The sequence below is a fragment of the Nocardiopsis sediminis genome (assembly GCF_042650565.1).
GTDB lineage: Bacteria > Actinomycetota > Actinomycetes > Streptosporangiales > Streptosporangiaceae > Nocardiopsis_B > Nocardiopsis_B sediminis.
Window position 1 is genome coordinate 1 of sequence record NZ_JBHSBH010000002.1, and the last position, 15,742, is coordinate 15,742.

General features: G+C 74.3%; 14 protein-coding genes and 1 riboswitch. Of the genes, 4 read left to right on the top strand and 10 right to left on the bottom strand.

From position 1 onward, the window contains the following. The 4 genes from ACFOVU_RS00545 to ACFOVU_RS00560 form a co-directional block, all read right to left on the bottom strand. Window positions 1-714: cyclic nucleotide-binding domain-containing protein (locus ACFOVU_RS00545; protein WP_378529261.1), on the bottom strand; the 714-nt coding region annotated here is incomplete at its 3' end. 125 nt (window positions 715-839) lie between these two features. Further along, window positions 840-2,249: a family 2B encapsulin nanocompartment shell protein gene (locus tag ACFOVU_RS00550; protein WP_378529262.1), complete on the bottom strand. Its 1,410-nt coding sequence runs from the start codon at window positions 2,247-2,249 to the stop codon at window positions 840-842. A gap of 432 nt (window positions 2,250-2,681) precedes the next feature. After that, window positions 2,682-4,583 carry an ABC transporter ATP-binding protein gene (locus ACFOVU_RS00555; protein WP_378529263.1) on the bottom strand — a complete coding sequence of 634 codons (1,902 nt, stop codon included), beginning with the start codon at window positions 4,581-4,583 and terminating at the stop codon, window positions 2,682-2,684. Window positions 4,584-4,925: 342 nt separating this feature from the next. Next, window positions 4,926-5,183 (bottom strand): hypothetical protein, encoded by a 258-nt coding sequence (locus ACFOVU_RS00560; protein ID WP_378529264.1) that lies wholly within the window; start codon window positions 5,181-5,183, stop codon window positions 4,926-4,928. 263 nt (window positions 5,184-5,446) lie between these two features. Here ACFOVU_RS00560 and ACFOVU_RS00565 point away from each other — a divergent pair, with 263 nt between their 5' ends. Continuing rightward, on the top strand, window positions 5,447-5,947 hold the full coding sequence (locus ACFOVU_RS00565; RefSeq protein WP_378529265.1) for an SRPBCC family protein: 501 nt from the start codon (window positions 5,447-5,449) through the stop codon (window positions 5,945-5,947). A 31-nt stretch (window positions 5,948-5,978) separates the two neighbouring features. Here ACFOVU_RS00565 and ACFOVU_RS00570 read toward each other — a convergent pair whose 3' ends face one another. From ACFOVU_RS00570 to ACFOVU_RS00585, 4 genes are all read right to left on the bottom strand, one after another. Next, window positions 5,979-6,728 carry an SAM-dependent methyltransferase gene (locus ACFOVU_RS00570; protein ID WP_378529266.1) on the bottom strand — a complete coding sequence of 250 codons (750 nt, stop codon included), beginning with the start codon at window positions 6,726-6,728 and terminating at the stop codon, window positions 5,979-5,981. Window positions 6,729-6,817: 89 nt separating this feature from the next. Continuing rightward, complete coding sequence (locus ACFOVU_RS00575) at window positions 6,818-7,204, bottom strand: ANTAR domain-containing protein (RefSeq protein ID WP_378529267.1); 387 nt, start codon at window positions 7,202-7,204, stop codon at window positions 6,818-6,820. Between the two features lie 267 nt (window positions 7,205-7,471). Further along, the gene (locus ACFOVU_RS00580) at window positions 7,472-7,753 is read right to left on the bottom strand and encodes a DUF2277 domain-containing protein (protein WP_378529268.1); all 282 of its coding nucleotides are present in this window, start codon (window positions 7,751-7,753) and stop codon (window positions 7,472-7,474) included. 66 nt (window positions 7,754-7,819) lie between these two features. After that, window positions 7,820-8,386 (bottom strand): MarR family winged helix-turn-helix transcriptional regulator, encoded by a 567-nt coding sequence (locus ACFOVU_RS00585; RefSeq protein WP_378529269.1) that lies wholly within the window; start codon window positions 8,384-8,386, stop codon window positions 7,820-7,822. A gap of 107 nt (window positions 8,387-8,493) precedes the next feature. On the opposite strand from ACFOVU_RS00585, the gene ACFOVU_RS00590 reads away from it, so the two are divergent. Both ACFOVU_RS00590 and ACFOVU_RS00595 read left to right on the top strand, forming a co-directional pair. Continuing rightward, window positions 8,494-10,077: an LLM class flavin-dependent oxidoreductase gene (locus tag ACFOVU_RS00590; RefSeq protein WP_378529270.1), complete on the top strand. Its 1,584-nt coding sequence runs from the start codon at window positions 8,494-8,496 to the stop codon at window positions 10,075-10,077. A 188-nt stretch (window positions 10,078-10,265) separates the two neighbouring features. After that, window positions 10,266-12,707, top strand: a complete 2,442-nt coding sequence (locus ACFOVU_RS00595; RefSeq protein ID WP_378529271.1) for a beta-glucosidase family protein — start codon at window positions 10,266-10,268, stop codon at window positions 12,705-12,707. Between the two features lie 52 nt (window positions 12,708-12,759). Here the strand turns inward: ACFOVU_RS00595 and ACFOVU_RS00600 are convergent, their stop codons facing one another. Both ACFOVU_RS00600 and ACFOVU_RS00605 read right to left on the bottom strand, forming a co-directional pair. Further along, a complete protein-coding gene (locus tag ACFOVU_RS00600) occupies window positions 12,760-13,707 on the bottom strand; it encodes an alpha/beta fold hydrolase (protein WP_378529272.1) in 948 nt (315 codons plus the stop codon). Window positions 13,708-13,839: 132 nt separating this feature from the next. Continuing rightward, window positions 13,840-14,325 (bottom strand): hypothetical protein, encoded by a 486-nt coding sequence (locus ACFOVU_RS00605; protein ID WP_378529273.1) that lies wholly within the window; start codon window positions 14,323-14,325, stop codon window positions 13,840-13,842. Window positions 14,326-14,444: 119 nt separating this feature from the next. Then, window positions 14,445-14,627, top strand: a riboswitch (cobalamin riboswitch). A 67-nt stretch (window positions 14,628-14,694) separates the two neighbouring features. Here ACFOVU_RS00605 and ACFOVU_RS00610 point away from each other — a divergent pair. Then, window positions 14,695-15,735, top strand: a complete 1,041-nt coding sequence (locus ACFOVU_RS00610) for an ABC transporter substrate-binding protein (RefSeq protein WP_378529274.1) — start codon at window positions 14,695-14,697, stop codon at window positions 15,733-15,735. The last annotated feature ends 7 nt before the right edge of the window (window positions 15,736-15,742 follow it).

Below are 15,742 nucleotides of genomic sequence, written 5' to 3' on the forward strand. Positions count from 1 at the left end.
CAGCACCTCCTCACCCACATGACCCGCCGACAACGCGATATCCGCCTCACCGTGCTTGTTCGTGGGCGGGGCGGGGCGGCCGGCGGCCCCGGCGACGTGCTCGCGCAGCAGCGGGGTGGCCGCCGCCGCCTGGTCGAAGGCGGCCCGCGGCAGGACCAGGACCGTGCAGGCGGTGGCCGCCCGCAGCGTGGCCGGCCAGCGGGGGTCGCCGCCCACCAGCGCCTCGGAGCCGACGTGGTCGCCGTCGGTCAGCACACCCAAGACGACGGGGTCGCCGAACTCGCCGGTCACGCGCCGTTCGGCCTTGCCGTGGACGACGAGGACGACCCGGTCGGCGGGGGCCCCTTCGGCGGCGATGACGTCCCCGGGCGCGTACTCGTGCTGCTCGAAGTGCCCGGCGAGCCCCTCCAGCACCGGGGACGGGCCGAGCCCGCGCAGGGGCGGCAGTTCGGCGAGCGTGGGCGCAACGACGCGGATGCCCTGGCCGGCGCGCATGAACGCCACCCGGCCGCCGCCGGGCGTGTAGGTCAGCCGCCGGTTGACCCGGTAGGTGCCCGCCTGCATCTGGACCCAGGGCAGCGCGCGGATCAGCCACCGCGGGCTGATCGCCTGCATGTGCGGCGGGGTCTTGGTCGTGCTCGCGAGGTTGCGCGCGGCGTCCGTGCTCAGGGTCAGCGGCGTGGCCGCGGCGCCTTCGGCACCCGGTTCCGTCACGTGTACACCACCTGTCGTGGGAAGAAGGGAAGCGAGGAAGGTCGAGGGGCCGGCCGGGGCGGCCGGGCGGGGCGGGGGGTTCCCGCCCGGCGGCCGCCGGCCGGAAGGCCGGTGGGGGCGGAGGGCTAGTCGTCGCGCCCGATCTCGACGTTCTCCAGGATCCCGAGGGCGTCGGGCACCAGCACGGCGGCCGAGTAGTACGCGCTGACGAGGTAGGAGATGATCGCCTTCTCGTTGATGCCCATGAAGCGGACCGACAGGCCGGGCTGGTACTCGTCGGGGAGGCCGGTCTGGTGCAGGCCGACCACGCCCTGGCGCTCCTGGCCGGTGCGCATGAGCAGGATCGAGGAGCTGCGGGCACGGGTGACCGGGATCTTGTTGCACGGCAGGATCGGCACCCCGCGCCACGACGGGACGGCGTGCCCGTTGAGGTCGGTGCTCACCGGGTAGATGCCGCGGTGGTTGCACTCGCGGCCGAACGCGGCGATGGTCCGCGGGTGGGCGAGGAAGAAGGAGGGCTCCTTCCACACGGTGGCCAGGAGCTCGTCGAGGTCGTCGGGGGTGGGCGGACCCGTGCGGGTCGAGATCCGCTGCTTCAGATCCGCGTTGTGCAACAACCCGAACTCACGGTTGTTCACCAACTCCGACTCCTGACGCTCCCGCAACGCCTCGATCGTCAACCGCAACTGCTGCTCGACCTGATCCATCGGCTGGTTGTACAGATCCGCAACCCGCGAATGCACCCGCAACACCGTCTGCGCAACACTCAACTCATACTCACGCGGCGCCACCTCATAATCCACGAACGTCCCCGGCAGCACCTCCTCACCCACATGACCCGCCGACAACGCGATATCCGCCTCACCGTCGGGGTTGCTCGACCGGCTGGTGTCGGCGCGCACGTGATCGATGTGCGCGCGCAGGGCCTCGGACCCGTCCGCGATCTCGTTGAACGCCGTACGCGGCAGGGACAGCACGGTGCAGGCGGTCACGGCCTTGAGGGTGTCGTCCCACGCGTCCTGGTCGTCGATGAGGGCGCCGTCGCCGATGTGGTCGCCGTCGACCACGGTGCCGAGCACGGTCTGGTCGCCGAACTCGCCGGTGCCGAGCCGGTGGGCCTTGCCGTGGACGATGAGGATGACGCGGTCGGCCGGCGCGTCCTCGGCGGCGATGACGTCCCCGGGCTCGTAGTCCTGCTGTTCGAACCGCCCGGCCAGTGCCGCCAGCACGGTGTCGTCGTCGAACCCGCGCAGCAGGGGGAGCTCGCGGAGCTCGCCGGGGACCACCTGCGCCTGGGCGCCGGTGGTGATGAAGCTGACCCGGCCGTCGCCGACGGTGTAGCTGAGCCGCCGGTTGACCCGGTAGGCCCCGCCGGACGCCTCGACCCACGGCAGCAGCCGGAGCAGCCACCGCGAGGTGATCCCCTGCATCTGCGGGACGGTCTTGGTCGTCGTGGCCAGGTTTCGCGCAGCGGCCGTTGCGAGGCTCGACTGCTGGGGACCGCCCTCGACACCGGACTCCGTCACGATGCACACCACCAATCCATGGAAAAGAGGTTCGGAAACGAATCACCGATCGACGCGGACGATATCCCGGATAACACTGCGAAATCCGACGAATGATCCGGACGGGAATGGAAACGGATGTAAACAGCTTCGCAGTCGACGGATCGCCCAGATCCGGCGCGGTGGGCGATCGGATCGGAACCTCTCTCGCGCGCACACCGGGCGGAACCTCGTCCGCCGGCGCACACCCGCGCACGCTTTGCATTACGAAGTTCTTTCGTAGACGCATCCGGCCGGCACCGGCCCTTCGGCACGCACACCGTCGCCCCGCAAAAGAAATATCGGCATTTCCGAATAAAGAAGCGAAAAACGGAGACGGCGGAGCAGAAGGGGAACGCCAAAAAACGGGCGCGGCGGACGGCCCGAAGGCCCTCCGCCGCGCCCGTCGCGGCACGGCTGCGGTCAGTGGGTCGGCTGGGGATCGGGCCGCTGGGGGTCCGCGGGCTTCTCCGCGAACTGGGTGCGATACAGCTCGGCGTAGCGGCCGCCCGCCGCGAGCAGGCCGGTGTGGGTGCCGCGTTCCACGACCCGGCCCTCCTCGATGACCAGGATCAGGTCGGCGGCGCGGATGGTCGAGAGCCGGTGGGCGATGACCACCGCCGTCCGCCCCTCCAGCGCCTCGCCCAGGGCCTCCTGTACCGCCGCCTCGGAGGTGGAGTCCAGGTGGGCCGTCGCCTCGTCGAGGACCACCACCCGCGGGCGGGCCAGCAGCAGACGGGCGATGGTCAGCCGCTGCCGCTCCCCGCCGGAGAGCCGGTAGCCGCGCTCGCCGACGATCGTGTCGAGCCCGTCGGGCAGCCCGGCGATGAGGCCGTCGAGGCGGGCGCGGCGCAGCACCTCCCACAGCTCCTCCTCGCCCGCCCCGGGCCGGGCGAGGAGGAGGTTGGCGCGGATGGACTCGTGGAACAGGTGGCCGTCCTGGGTCACCATCCCCAGCGTGTCGCGGATGGAGCGCGCGGTGAGGTCGCGGACGTCCACGCCGGCCAGCCGCACGGCGCCGCTGTCGGCGTCGTAGAGCCTCGGCAGGAGCTGGGCGATCGTCGACTTCCCCGCCCCCGAGGACCCCACCAGCGCGACCATCTGGCCGGGCTCGGCGCGGAAGGAGATGTCGTGCAGCACCTCGACGCCGCCGCGGGTGTCGAGGGTGGCGACCTCCTCCAGCGAGGCCAGCGACACCTTGTCGGCCGAGGGGTAGCCGAAGCGGACCGCGTCGAACTCCACCGAGACCGGTCCTTCGGGCACCGGGCGGGCGTCGGGCTTCTCCTCCACCAGCGGGCGCAGGTCGAGGATCTCGAAGACCCGCTCGAAGCTGACCAGCGCGCTCATCACCTCCACCCGCGCGCTGGCCAGGGCGGTCAGCGGCGCGTAGAGGCGGGTGAGGAGCATGGCCAGCGCCACCACCGCTCCGGCCTCCATGTCGCCGCGCAGCGCATAGAAGCCGCCGAGCCCGTAGACCAGGGCCAGGGCCAGCGCGGAGGCCAGGGTGAGGGCGGTGATGAAGACCGTCTGGACCATCGCGGTGCGCACGCCGATGTCGCGGACCCGCCGGGCGCGCACGGCGAACTCGGCCGACTCGTGCTGAGGGTGGCCGAACAGCTTGATGAGCGTCGCGCCGGGCGCCGAGAACCGCTCGGTCATCTGGGTGCCCATGACGGCGTTGTGGTTGGCCGCCTCGCGCTCCAGCCGCGCCAGCCGGGTGCCCATGCGGCGCGCGGGCCAGACGAACAGCGGCAGCATGACCAGCGCGATCAGGGTGATCTGCCAGGAGATGCCGACCATCACGACCAGGGTGAGCACGAGCGTCACCAGGTTGCCGACGACCCCGGAGAGGGTGTTGCTGAAGGCGTGCTGCGCGCCGATGACGTCGTTGTTCAGCCGGCTGACGAGCGCCCCGGTGCGGGTGCGCGTGAAGAACGCCACGGGCATGCGCTGGACGTGGTCGAAGACGGCCGTGCGCAGTTGCAGGATCAGGCCTTCGCCGAGGGTCGCCGACAGCCACCGGGTCAGCAGGCCCAGCCCGGCCTCCGCCAGGGCGATGACGGCGATCACCACGGCGAGCCCGACGACGCGCGACAGGGGCTCGGCCCGGATGATCGCGTCCATGACCTCGCCGGCGAGCAGTGGCGTGGCCACCGCGAGGGCGGCACCGACGGTGCTGACCAGAAGGAACGCCGAGAGGCGCCGCGCGTGGGGCCGGGCAAAGCCGCCGATCCGGCGCAGCGTCGCCCGCGAGAAGGGACGCCGGTCCTGTTGGGCGTGCATCGCGTTGTACAGCGAATTCCACGCGGTGACTTCCATGGACATCGCACACACCACCGGGGAGTCGGGGAGATCAGGGACCGCGACCGGCGCCCCGGCGGTACTGCGGGACGGGGAACGACCGCTCGCCGCCACCCTAGAACCTCGACTTAACTTGAGGTCAATTTCGACGGTCCGGCGACCGAGCACAACGGAGACAGAGGGCCAGGGCGGCGAGCCCATCCAACCGGTCGGCAGAGACAATTCGGCCGACCCGCCCCCGCCATGGAGGAGCCTGGCCCACCATTGGGGGGATGAGCATCGAGACACGAACCGGCGAACCGCACGCGGACCGTGAGCTCCGACGGAGACTCCCGGGAGCTCGGCCTGTGATCCCCGGTCGGCCCGCTACGGGCTGAGGTGTTCGGCGGCCTCGTTGAGGCGTTCGGCCATGGCGGCGATGGCGTCGTCGGACGGCGTTCCGCCGTGGTCGGAGCCCAGGTCGCGGAGGCCGACGAGGCGCACGGCGCCGGCGTAGCGGGGGTCATCGAGAGCCGCCTCGGCGACGACCTCGGCGCGCCCGTCCACAAGGATCAGCACGGCATCGTTGTCACCGTCGGCGTCCCGGAAGAGCCGGGCGACGTGCTCGGGGCGGACGATCTCCACAGCGGCCTCCCGGCATCCACTCCATCACCGGCGGCCCCCTGCCGCCGGTCGCGTGGACGCGGCTACCCGGGAATCCCGCACCCACACACGAGAGGGCGGTGTGCTGCGACCCGGTCCGGCCACTCCCCCGGCCGGCAGCGGCGGTCACTCCCCCTCCTTGACAGCTAATATGCCTTGTTGGTTATATAAGGCCTGATCAACCGCATCCGTGCCCGCCGCACCCCGCCCGGTCGGCCGGTAGGGACGAGAGAAGGGGGTCCTCGGTGCTCGGGACGCTTCGGACACTGGACGACGGACGCATCGAGCTGCGCTTCGAGCGCCGGCTCGGCCATCCGCCCGCCAAGGTGTGGCGGGCGATCACCGAACCCGGGGAACTGCGCCACTGGTTCGCGCAGATCCTCGACTACGACCGCTTCCGGTTCGACCTGCGCGCCGGAGCGGAGATCGCGTTCACCCCCGCCCCGGAGTTCGCGGATCTGGGAACGGGCCGGGGCACGATCACCCGCGTCGACCCGCCGCGGCTGCTGGAGTACACCTGGGACACCGAGACCCTGCTCTGGGAGCTGGAGCCGCAGGGCGAGGCCGCCTGCCTCCTGGTGTTCACCACGACCTTCCGCGACCGCGGCTCGGCAGCGGCCCTGGGCGCCGGCTGGCACACCGGGCTCGACCTGCTCACCCGCCGGCTCGACGGCGCCGCGCCCGGCCCGGAGGGCGCCGCCGTTCCGGACGAACTCCAGGCCGCCTACGAGCGCGGCTTCGGCTGACCGGAGACACCACCCGAGACGCCGCCGGCGCTCAGGCGGGGTCCGCCGCCACGAGGGTGAGGTAGGCGAAGGAGAGGACCCCGCGGTAGCCGCGCAGCCAGGCGTTGCGGTGGTCGTCGGCGCGCTTGCGGAGCCGGCCGGCCTCGGGGCCGGGGCCGAGGGCGAGCGCGCGGTGCTCGAAGTCGGCGAGGTAGGCCGACTCGAACGCGTCCCACTCCGCATCGGTGACCGGGTCGATCGCCAGCGGCCGGAACCCCTCGCCGATGGCGAGGTCCACGAGTGCGCCGAGGCCGAGGTGGTCGTCGGCGGAGGCGTCGGGCCACATGGCCGCGAGTTCCGCGGCCGACGGCCGGCGCTGCCAGAACCCCTCCCCGATGAGCACGGTCCCGCCCGGCCCGACCCGGTCGCGCAGGAAGCGCAGCGTCTCCGCTGTCCCGCCGAATGCGTGGCTCGCCCCCACGCAGATGGCGAGGTCGGCGGTGCCGGTGACGGTCTCGGCCGGCGCCGCCACGAAGGTGGCGCGGCCCGCGAGGCCGCGCCGGCGCGCCTCCTCGCGCCCCCGCTCCAGCAGGCCGGCGTCGGTGTCGACGCCGGTGCCCGTTGCGGTGGGGGCCGCCTCCAGGACGCGCAGGAGCAGTTCGCCCCAGCCGCACCCGAAGTCGGTCACCGTGGCGGGGGCCGCCGCGGCGATCTGCTCCGCGATCCGCCGGGCGCGCTCCGGGGACATCGGGGAGTTGAAGTCGAGCCGGGAGTAGGTGTTCTTCACCGGGGTCGTGGTCATGGCGGCGCACGCTAGCGCCATGGTCCCGCCCGGCGCCACCGGTTTTCCCGCCGCGCACGGTCCCCGCCCGGCAGGCCGCGCCGGCCGGCTCAGCCCGGACCCAGGGCGCCTCCCGGGGCGCGGCCGAGGCGGCGCAGGGCGTCGGCCAGGTCGCGTGCGGGCCGGGCGCCGTCGCCGCCGCCCGCGTCGGTCAGCGCACGGCAGATGTCGCGCACCTTGAGGTTGGTGTCGTTGGAGACCGCGACCAGCCGCGTCCACGCCTCGGCCGCATCGCAGCGCGCACCGGCCATGATCATGCCGACTGCCCGGTCGATGTCCGCGCGGCTTTCCAGCGCCGCGTTCAGCGTGGTGATCTGGCGGCGGAGCCGGAGGTTCTCCTGCTCCAGCTCGATCTCGCGGTCGCACTGCCGAGGTCCGCGGATCGGGGCCGTATCGGGCCGGACCGGCTCCTCAGGTGCCTGGTCGATCAGCTGCATCCACCCGTGTCCCTCCTCCATCGGCCGCGGATCGCATGAGCGCTCGGCGGGGCTCGGCGGGCATCCGATCGGCCGGAGAGAACCCGACATCAACGGCATTTCAGCGCACGGCAGTCGACGGCGGATGATCCGTCATATCTCACGACCGGACAGGAGACCACAGTACGCACGCACACCCCTGTGACCTGCGAGGACACACCGTGCGCGCGCCATCGGCACCCGTCCGCCCGGAGCACGGCCGACCGCGGGCACGCGGAGCGAGGCGGCTCAGCCCGCGGCGGAGGTCCCGAACCGCTCGCGCGAGCGCGCCCGCGCCCGGGCGGCGTCCTCCTCGCGCGAACGCGGCGGAGCGGAGGTCACGAGGGTGTCGAGCAGTTCGGCGGTGGCCGCGGACACCGCCGCGACGGCGCGGTCGAACGCCTCCTGGTTGGCCGCCGAGGGACGGGTGGACCCGCTGACCTTGCGGACGTACTGCACGGCGGCGTCGTGGATCTCGGTGGTGGTCGCCGGGGGCGCGTAGTTGGACAGCCGGCGGATGTTCCTGCACATACCGCCACGCTACCCGCCGGGTCCGACAGCGGCCGGTCCCCGAGGCACCCCCGCGGAGGGGCGGGTTCAGCCGGGCGCCGGCGGCTGCCCGCGCATCGCCGCCGACTCGGCCGCCTCGATGTCGTCGACCGCCTGGCAGGCGTCGCCCACGGGGTCGGCGGAGTCGATGTAGGCGGCCAGCCGCCTCAGCAGCGTCCGCAGCGCCGTGCGGTCGGCGGTGTCGAGGCCGGCGAGCAGGTACTCCTCGGCGGTGCGCAGCCGCCGGTCGACCCCCTCCAGCGCCCGGCGCCCGGCATCGGTGGCGACCACCTGCCGGTTGCGCCGGTCGGCGGGATCGGGCCGCCGCTCGACCAGCCCCGCTGCGGCGAGGTCGTCGATGAGGTAGGTCATCGCCGTGCGGTCGACCCCCAGCCGCTGGGCCAGGGCGCGCTGCGTCCCGGGGACCTCGTGTGCGGCGGCGGCCAGCACCTGGCGCCCGCGGTGACTCCCCGGGACGGCGGCCGCGGCGTCGGCCGCCATCTTCACGTAGGCGCGGTAGGCCACGCCCAGGGTCCAGCCGAGGTCGGCGCCGAGGCCGCCGTCGCCGCCGGGACCGGTCGCGGCGGCGGGGTCGTGCTGTGGCGCGGACGGCATGCCCCCAGGATACGAGCAGACCTGCTGTGCGGAATACAGTAGGTTCAAGAGATCTTCTTAAAATCAGACGATCTCACAGGCACACGATTCGCAACAGAGGAGCGGTCATGCCCGACTACGGCCACGACCTGCGGTTCGGCATCTTCCTGACCCCGGCCGCCGAACGCGCCGACACCCTGGTGCCGCTGGCCCGGCTCGCCGAACGGCTCGGCCTGGACTCCGTCAGCGTGCAGGACCACCCCTACCAGCCGGCGTTCCTGGACACCTGGACCCTGCTGTCGGTGCTCGCCGCCCGGACCTCCCGCATCCGGCTCTTCCCCAACGTCGCCAACCTCCCGCTGCGCCCACCGGCGGTCCTCGCCCGCAGCGCCGCCAGCCTGGATATCCTCAGCGGGGGCCGGGTGGAACTGGGGCTGGGTGCCGGGTCGTTCTGGGACGCGATCGCCGCCAACGGCGGCCCCCGCCGCGCTCCCGGCGAATCGGTGGAGGCCCTGGAGGAGGCCATCGCCGTGATCCGCGCCCTGTGGACCCCCGGCCGCGCGGCACGCGTCGCCGGGACCCACTACCGCCTCGACGGCGCCAAGCCGGGCCCCTTCCCGGCGCACGACATGGGCATCCGGCTGGGCGCCTACAAGAAGCGCATGCTCCGGCTCACCGGCCGGGCCGCCGACGGCTGGCTGCCCAGCTCCCCCTACGCGCCGCCCGAGCGGCTGGCGGAGATGAACGCGGTCATCGACGACGCCGCGCGCGAGGCCGGGCGCGACCCCGCCGCCATCCGCCGCACCTACAACATCGCCGGATCGTTCTCCGGGCCGGGGACCGAGTTCCTCCAGGGCCCGCCGCACGTCTGGGTCGAGCAGCTCGCCGAGCTGGCCCTGACCGAGGGGATCGGCGAGTTCGTCATCATGGCCGATGCCGATGACGACGCCTTCCTGCGCCGGTTCGCCGACGAGGTAGCGCCCGCGGTGCGCGAGCTGGTCGCCGCCGAGCGCTCCGCCGCCACCGACCCCGTGCCGACCGAGCCGCCGCGCCAGCCCGCCCCGCCGCGGCCGGCCGCCGCCGCGCAGCCCGAGTCCGGGCCCGCTCCGGCGGGCGTGCGCCCCACCCCGCCGCCCGAGGCGCGGCTGAGCGCGGAGTCGGTGTGGGACGAGTCCACCCGGCCGCGCGGCCCGGTCGCCGACGGCGGCCCGCTGCCCGCCGAGGCCAACCCCAGCGGCCGGCACCTCATCGACGTGCACGACCACCTGCGCAACGAGCTGGAGCGGCTGCGCGACCTGATCCGCCGGGTCGCCGAGGGCGATGCCGACGTCGCCGCGGCCCGCGACATGATCGCCACCATGGCCCTGCGGCAGAACAGCTGGACGCTGGGCACCTACTGCGCGAGTTACTGCCGCGTCGTCACCACCCACCACACTCTGGAGGACCGGTCGGTGTTCCCGTGGCTGCGCAAGGCCGACCCCCGGCTGGAGCCCGTCATCGACCGGCTGGCCGAGGAGCACGAGACCATCGCGGGGGTCCTGGAGCGGGTGGACGCCGCCCTGGTCGCCATGGTCACCGGCCCCGGGCGGATCGGCGCCGTTCAGGACGCGGTCGACCTGCTCACCGACGTGCTGCTGTCGCACCTGTCCTACGAGGAGCGCGAGCTCGTCGAGCCGCTGGGCCGGCACGGCTTCTCCGACGCCATCCGCTGACCCGGCCGCCCCGCCCGGGAGGGCCCGGGACGCGCCCCGCGGCGCCCCGTCGCGACACATGAACGGGCGGGTTCACGGGTAGGCCGCCCCGTTGGAAGCGGCGGGTCCGCCCCGGCCCGCCTTCCGGCCGCCCGGGCTCCCGCCGGCGCCGGACGCGGCGGCCCTACCAGGGAAGGTGTGCGGGAACCATGAGCGGATCCGACCCGGCGGGCGCCACCGCCGACCCCGAGCGCGACGAGCGCATCGAGGCCGCCATCACCCGGCTCGACCTCGACGCCAAGGTCCGGCTGCTGACGGGCGCCGCGATGTTCGACCTGGCGCCCGAACCGCTCATCGGCCTCGCGCAGACGCGCCTGTCCGACGGTCCCACCGGCGTGCGCGGCCCCGACTTCGCCGGCGGCCCGGTCGCGGCCCTGCTGCCCAACGCCACCCTCATCGCCCAGCACTGGAGCCGCGACACCGCCTACGACGCCGGCGTGCTGCTGGCCGAGGAGGCGGCGGCGCAGGGCGTGCACGTGCTGCTGGGGCCGACCGTCAACCTGCACCGTACCCCGCTGGGCGGGCGGCTGTTCGAGGCGTTCAGCGAGGACCCGCTGCTCACCGGGGACTTGGCCGTGGGCTACGTGCGCGGCGTGCAGCATGGCGGGGTCGCGGCGACCCCCAAGCACTTCCTGGCCAACGAGTCCGAGACCGACCGCACCACCGTGGACTCCGTCGTCGACGAGCGCACCCTGCGCGAGGTGTACCTGCTGCCGTTCGAGATGGTCGTGGCCGAGGCCCCGCCGTGGGCGGTGATGGCCTCCTACAACCGGGTCAACGGGACGCCCGCCACCGAGCACCGCCGGCTGGTCGAGGGTGTGCTCAAAGGCGAATGGCGGTTCGACGGAGCGGTCATGTCCGACTGGTTCGCCACGACGTCGACCGCCGCCAGCGCCACCGGCGGCCTGGACCTGGTGATGCCCGGCCCCGGCGGGCCGTGGGGGGCACGGCTGGTGGAGGCGGTGCGGTCGGGGGCGGTCCCCGAACCGGTGGTCGACGAGCACGTGCGCCGGCTGCTGCGCCTGGCCCACCGTGTCGGCACGTTCGGCCCCGGGCGGCGGCAGGCCGTCCCCGCCCCGGAGCCCGGCTCCCCCGCCCGCCGCGACGCGCTGCGCCGGCTGGCGGCCGGCGGGATGGCGGTGCTGGTCAACCGCCGCGGGACACTGCCGCTGACCGTGCCCTCCGGCGCGGTCGCGCTCATCGGGCGCCACGCGACCGAGACCGTCGCACAGGGCGGCGGTTCGGCGCAGGTGCGGCCGCCCCACGTGGTCAGCGTCGCCGAGGGGCTGACCGCCGCGCTGGGCGCCGACCTCGTGCGCGTCGTCGACGGCGTGGAGGTGCGCGAGCGCCCGGTGGCCGCCGCCGGGCTGCTGCACGACCCCGTGGACGCGAGCCCGGGGATCCGGGTCATCGCGCGCGACGCCGAAGGCGCCGTCGTGGAGTCCCGGCACATCGACGGCACCGACCTCATCGCCGGATACGGAGACGGGTGGCTCGCCGACGCCGCGACCATCGAGCTCTCCGCGGAGCTCGCGCTCGACCAGGCCGCGCAGGTGCAGATCGGCGTGCGCGGAGCGGGGTCGTGGACCGTCCGCGCACCCGGGATCACCGAGACCACCACCCTGGCCTCCGCCGACGGGCCCGGCGCCGACATCCTCAGCCCCCCGGCGTGGGCGGCCGAAACCGTGGCCGAATCCGGCGCGCAGATCACCGCGACCGTCACGGCCGGGGACTGGGTCCGGCTGCTCGGCCTGGTGGCCCGCCCAGCCCCGCGGCCGCCCGCCGACGCCATCGCCGAGGCGGTCGAGGCCGCCCGGGAGTGCGACGTCGCCGTGGTGGTCGTCGGCCTCACCCAGGAGCAGGAGAACGAGGGCGGCGACAAGACGACGCTGGCGCTGCCCGGCGAGCAGGACGTCCTGGTCGAGGCGGTCGCCGGCGCCGCCGAGCGCACGGTGGTGGTCGTCAACGCCGCCACACCGGTGCTGATGCCGTGGCTGGAGCGCGTGGACGCCGTCCTGTGGGCGGGCCTGCCGGGCCAGGAGGCCGGCGCCGCGGTGGCCGACGCCCTGCTGGGCGAGGTCGAGCCGGCCGGACGGCTGGTCACGACGTTCCCCGCCCGCGACGGCCAAGGCCCGGCGTGGTCGCCCGTCCCCGTGGACGGCGCCGTCCACTACGCGGAGGGCCCCGCCGTCGGCTACCGGGGCTGGGACGCCTCCGGCGAGGAGCCGCTGTTCTGGTTCGGCCACGGCCTGGGCTACGCCGCCTGGGAGTACGGGGCGGTGGAGGCCGACACCGACGGCGGCGTGGTGCGCACGGTCATCGTGTGGCTGGCCAACACCGCCACCCACCCGGGCCGCGAGGTCGTGCAGGTGTACCTGCGGCCCCCGGGCGGCGAACCGGTGCGGCTGATCGGCTGGGAGGCGGTGACGGTGGCCGCCCAGGAGGAGACCCGCGTCCGCGTCGACTGCGACCCCCGGACCCAGCGCGTATGGGACCCGGAGGGCTCCCGCTGGACCCCGCTGACCGGCGGCGAGATCCTCATCGCCCGCGGCCTGGGCGACATCCGCGCCCGCATCCCCCTGGAGGGCTGACCGTCCCCGGGCCTCTCCGCCACGTGTTACGCCCGGGAACACCTCGGACGGCTCAGCCGTCGTGGCCCGCCAGGAAGTCCAGGGCGAGCCGGGCGACGTCGGCGGGGCGTTCGGCGAGGAGTGCGTGGCCGCCGGCCAGGTGCGCGGCGCGCACGTGGGGGCTTTCGCGGGCGATGGCGGCCAGCGCCTCGTCGACCCCCCGGCGATGGGCCGCCATGAGGTCGGCGAACGGCCCCTGGCCGGGGGTGTCCTCGGTCGCGAGCACGGCCAGGGTGCGGGCGCGGGTGCGCTCATAGGCGGCGAAGATGTCGAGTTCCTCCATGGCGCGGCGGATCCGGGCCAGGGGCTCCGGCAGGGGCCGCTGGAAGCGGTGGCCGGCGCCGTCGGCCGCTGTGAGGTTGCGGTACACGCTCGCGGCGAACGACGCCTCCGATGCGCCGATCCGGCGGGCGGCGGCGCGCGCCGCCTCGGCGAGCGCCTCGGCGGCGTCGGGACCGAGGGGGTCGGCCCGCTGCGCCTCCATGGCCGAGAACGCCGCGGCCAGCCCTTCGCGCTGTTCGGCTGCGCGGTCCGGGTCCAGCCCGGGGTGGCGCTGCGCCACGCCGAGGACGGGGTGGCCGTCGAGGTTGACGGCACCGGGGCAGCGGGGGTGGCGTTCGCCCCACAGGACGGCGATCATGCCGCCGATCGACGCGCCCACCACCGCCGGCTCCGGCTCGCCGATGGCCGCGGCGACGGCCTCGATGTCGCCCAGGACGGCGTCCCATTCCCAGGGCCCGTCCCCGGAGTGCCCGCTGTTGCGCAGGTCGACAGCGACGGCCCGCCGGTGGGGGGTGAGCAGCGGAGCGACGGGCGCCCAGTCCTCCAGGGTCCCGCCGAGACCGTGCAGGAGCAGGACGGGCGGTCCCTCACCGCCGAAGTCGCGGATGGCGATGGGCACGCCGGCGGAGTCGATCACCCGGTCGCGCTCGGACGGGAGGGGGTGGCGGGTCTCGGTCATGGGATCTGATCCTCTGGTGCCTGGGGTGGGGAGCCGGACGACTGCGGGCCGGCGGAAGTCGTGTGGGGAGTGGTCGGCCGGACGGCGCGGGGCGCGCCGGCCGGGGCGGTGTGCGGCCCCGCCTGGGGGCCGTCAGGGGTCCATTCCGACGGGGCGCCCGTTGAGCCGGTCGCGCACGGATCCGGTGCGGACGCCGCCGTCGGGGTGGGGCGCGAGCTTTCCCCGCCGGACCAGGTCGTGGACGCCCTGCCGGGTGATGCCGAGCATCGCCCCGGCGACCGCGTAGGAGACCCGGACGGCTCCGGGGTGGCCGACGCGGCGCGCAACGGTCCGCCCCAAGGGCGTGGCCCACCACTGCGCGGGCGGATCGAAGGCGGTGTCGCCGGGGTAGAGCGCGGCGATGAGCCGCACCGCGGCGAAGACGGCGGCACGGTCGTCGGGGCCGAGCAGTGTCGCCGCCCACGCGTCGGCATACGCGGCGACCCGCTTGCGCACCCGCTCCACGGAGGCGTCGCCTTCGAGCAGGATCTCCAGCGGGTCGAGGAGGCGGGCGGCGGCGATGGCCCGGAGCTGGCCGGCGAGCTCGCCGTGTGCCGGGGGGCCGGCGTCGGTGTCCATGTGGTCGGTCCGCCCTCTCGTGTCCGATCGTCGACGCATTCCGGTCTGCTTGACATGAATAGTCAAGTACTTGTCGGCGTTTGTCAAGTAGTGCACGGCGGAGGGGGCGGACACCCGTGTGATAGGTTGCGGCCGCCAGTCGAACCCGTGCTTTCTCGGGTCAGGGAATCCGGTGGGAATCCGGAGCTGACGCGCAGCGGTAAGGGGGACGGGCGGGGCAGCGGCCACTGGACACATGTCCGGGAAGGCGCCTCACCCGGGTGATCCCGAGTCCGAAGACCTGCTGGCACCTCCGGGCGCCTTGCGGCGTGCGGAGGCGACACCGTTCGCCGGGCTCCGCGACCGAGCCCTCGACGCCGAAGGACCCCCATGACGGCCCCCCGCCGTACCCCACCCGCCTGCGCCCTCACCGCCGCCCTGCTCCTCGCGCCCCTCACGGCCTGCGGCCCCGGCACCGGCACCGGCACCGATGGCGCCCCGCAGGAAGCCGCCGGCTACCCCCGCACCGTCGACGACTGCGGCCGCGACGTCACCGTCGAGGCCCCTCCGCAGCGCGCCGTCTCCCTCAACCAGGGGGCGACCGAGATCCTGCTCTCCCTCGGCCTGGCCGACCGCATGGCCGGCACCGCCACCTGGACCGACCCCGTCGCCGAGGACCTCGAGGCGGCCAACGCCGAGGTCCCCCGCCTGGCCGACAACGCCCCGTCCTTCGAGCGCGTCCTGGCCGAGGAGCCCGACTTCGTCGCCGCGTCCTTCCAGGGCACCCTGGGCGAGGGCGGCGTCGCCCCCCGCGAGGACTTCGAACGGCTCGGCGTCCCCGTCTACCTCTCCCCCACCGAGTGCGGCAAGACCGACAGCGGCGAGGACGGCGCCCGCGAGGAGCCGCTGGCCATGGACGCCGTCTACACCGAGGTCCGCGACCTCGCGCACGTGTTCGGCGTCGAGGAGCGCGGCGAGGAGCTGGTGGCCGGCCTCGAGGGCCGGATGGCGGCGGCGACCGCCGATGTCGATGCCTCCGGGGTCACCCTGCTCTACTGGTTCGCCAACGCCGAGTCCCCCTACATGGCGGGCTGCTGCGGGGCCCCGGGCATCATCACCGAGGCCGTGGGCGCCCGCAACGTCTTCGACGACACCCGCGACGAGTGGCCGCAGATCAACTGGGAGACCGTGGCCGACCGCGACCCCGACGTGCTGGTCATCGGCGACCTCACCCGCGAGAGCCAGACCGCCGAGTCCGCCGCCGCCAAGATCGAGTTCCTGGAGTCCCACCCCGTCACCCGGCACCTGGACGCCGTCGAGAACGAGCGCTACGTGCTGCTGAGCGGCGCCGCCATGAACCCCTCGATCCGCACGGTCGAGGGCGTCGAGCAGGTGGCCGAGGCGCTGCGCGGCTTCGGGCTCGCCGGCTGAGCGGGCG

Bases quoted from the DNA above. Each gene is read 5' to 3' on its own strand.
- ACFOVU_RS00610 (WP_378529274.1), top strand. From the start codon at position 14,695: ATGACGGCCCCCCGCCGTACCCCACCCGCCTGCGCCCTCACCGCCGCC.
- ACFOVU_RS00570 (WP_378529266.1), bottom strand. From the start codon at position 6,728: ATGACCACGACCCCGGTGAAGAACACCTACTCCCGGCTCGACTTCAAC.
- ACFOVU_RS00580 (WP_378529268.1), bottom strand. From the start codon at position 7,753: ATGTGCAGGAACATCCGCCGGCTGTCCAACTACGCGCCCCCGGCGACC.
- ACFOVU_RS00590 (WP_378529270.1), top strand. From the start codon at position 8,494: ATGCCCGACTACGGCCACGACCTGCGGTTCGGCATCTTCCTGACCCCG.
- ACFOVU_RS00605 (WP_378529273.1), bottom strand. From the start codon at position 14,325: ATGGACACCGACGCCGGCCCCCCGGCACACGGCGAGCTCGCCGGCCAG.
- ACFOVU_RS00575 (WP_378529267.1), bottom strand. From the start codon at position 7,204: ATGCAGCTGATCGACCAGGCACCTGAGGAGCCGGTCCGGCCCGATACG.
- ACFOVU_RS00600 (WP_378529272.1), bottom strand. From the start codon at position 13,707: ATGACCGAGACCCGCCACCCCCTCCCGTCCGAGCGCGACCGGGTGATC.
- ACFOVU_RS00595 (WP_378529271.1), top strand. From the start codon at position 10,266: ATGAGCGGATCCGACCCGGCGGGCGCCACCGCCGACCCCGAGCGCGAC.
- ACFOVU_RS00555 (WP_378529263.1), bottom strand. From the start codon at position 4,583: ATGTCCATGGAAGTCACCGCGTGGAATTCGCTGTACAACGCGATGCAC.
- ACFOVU_RS00585 (WP_378529269.1), bottom strand. From the start codon at position 8,386: ATGCCGTCCGCGCCACAGCACGACCCCGCCGCCGCGACCGGTCCCGGC.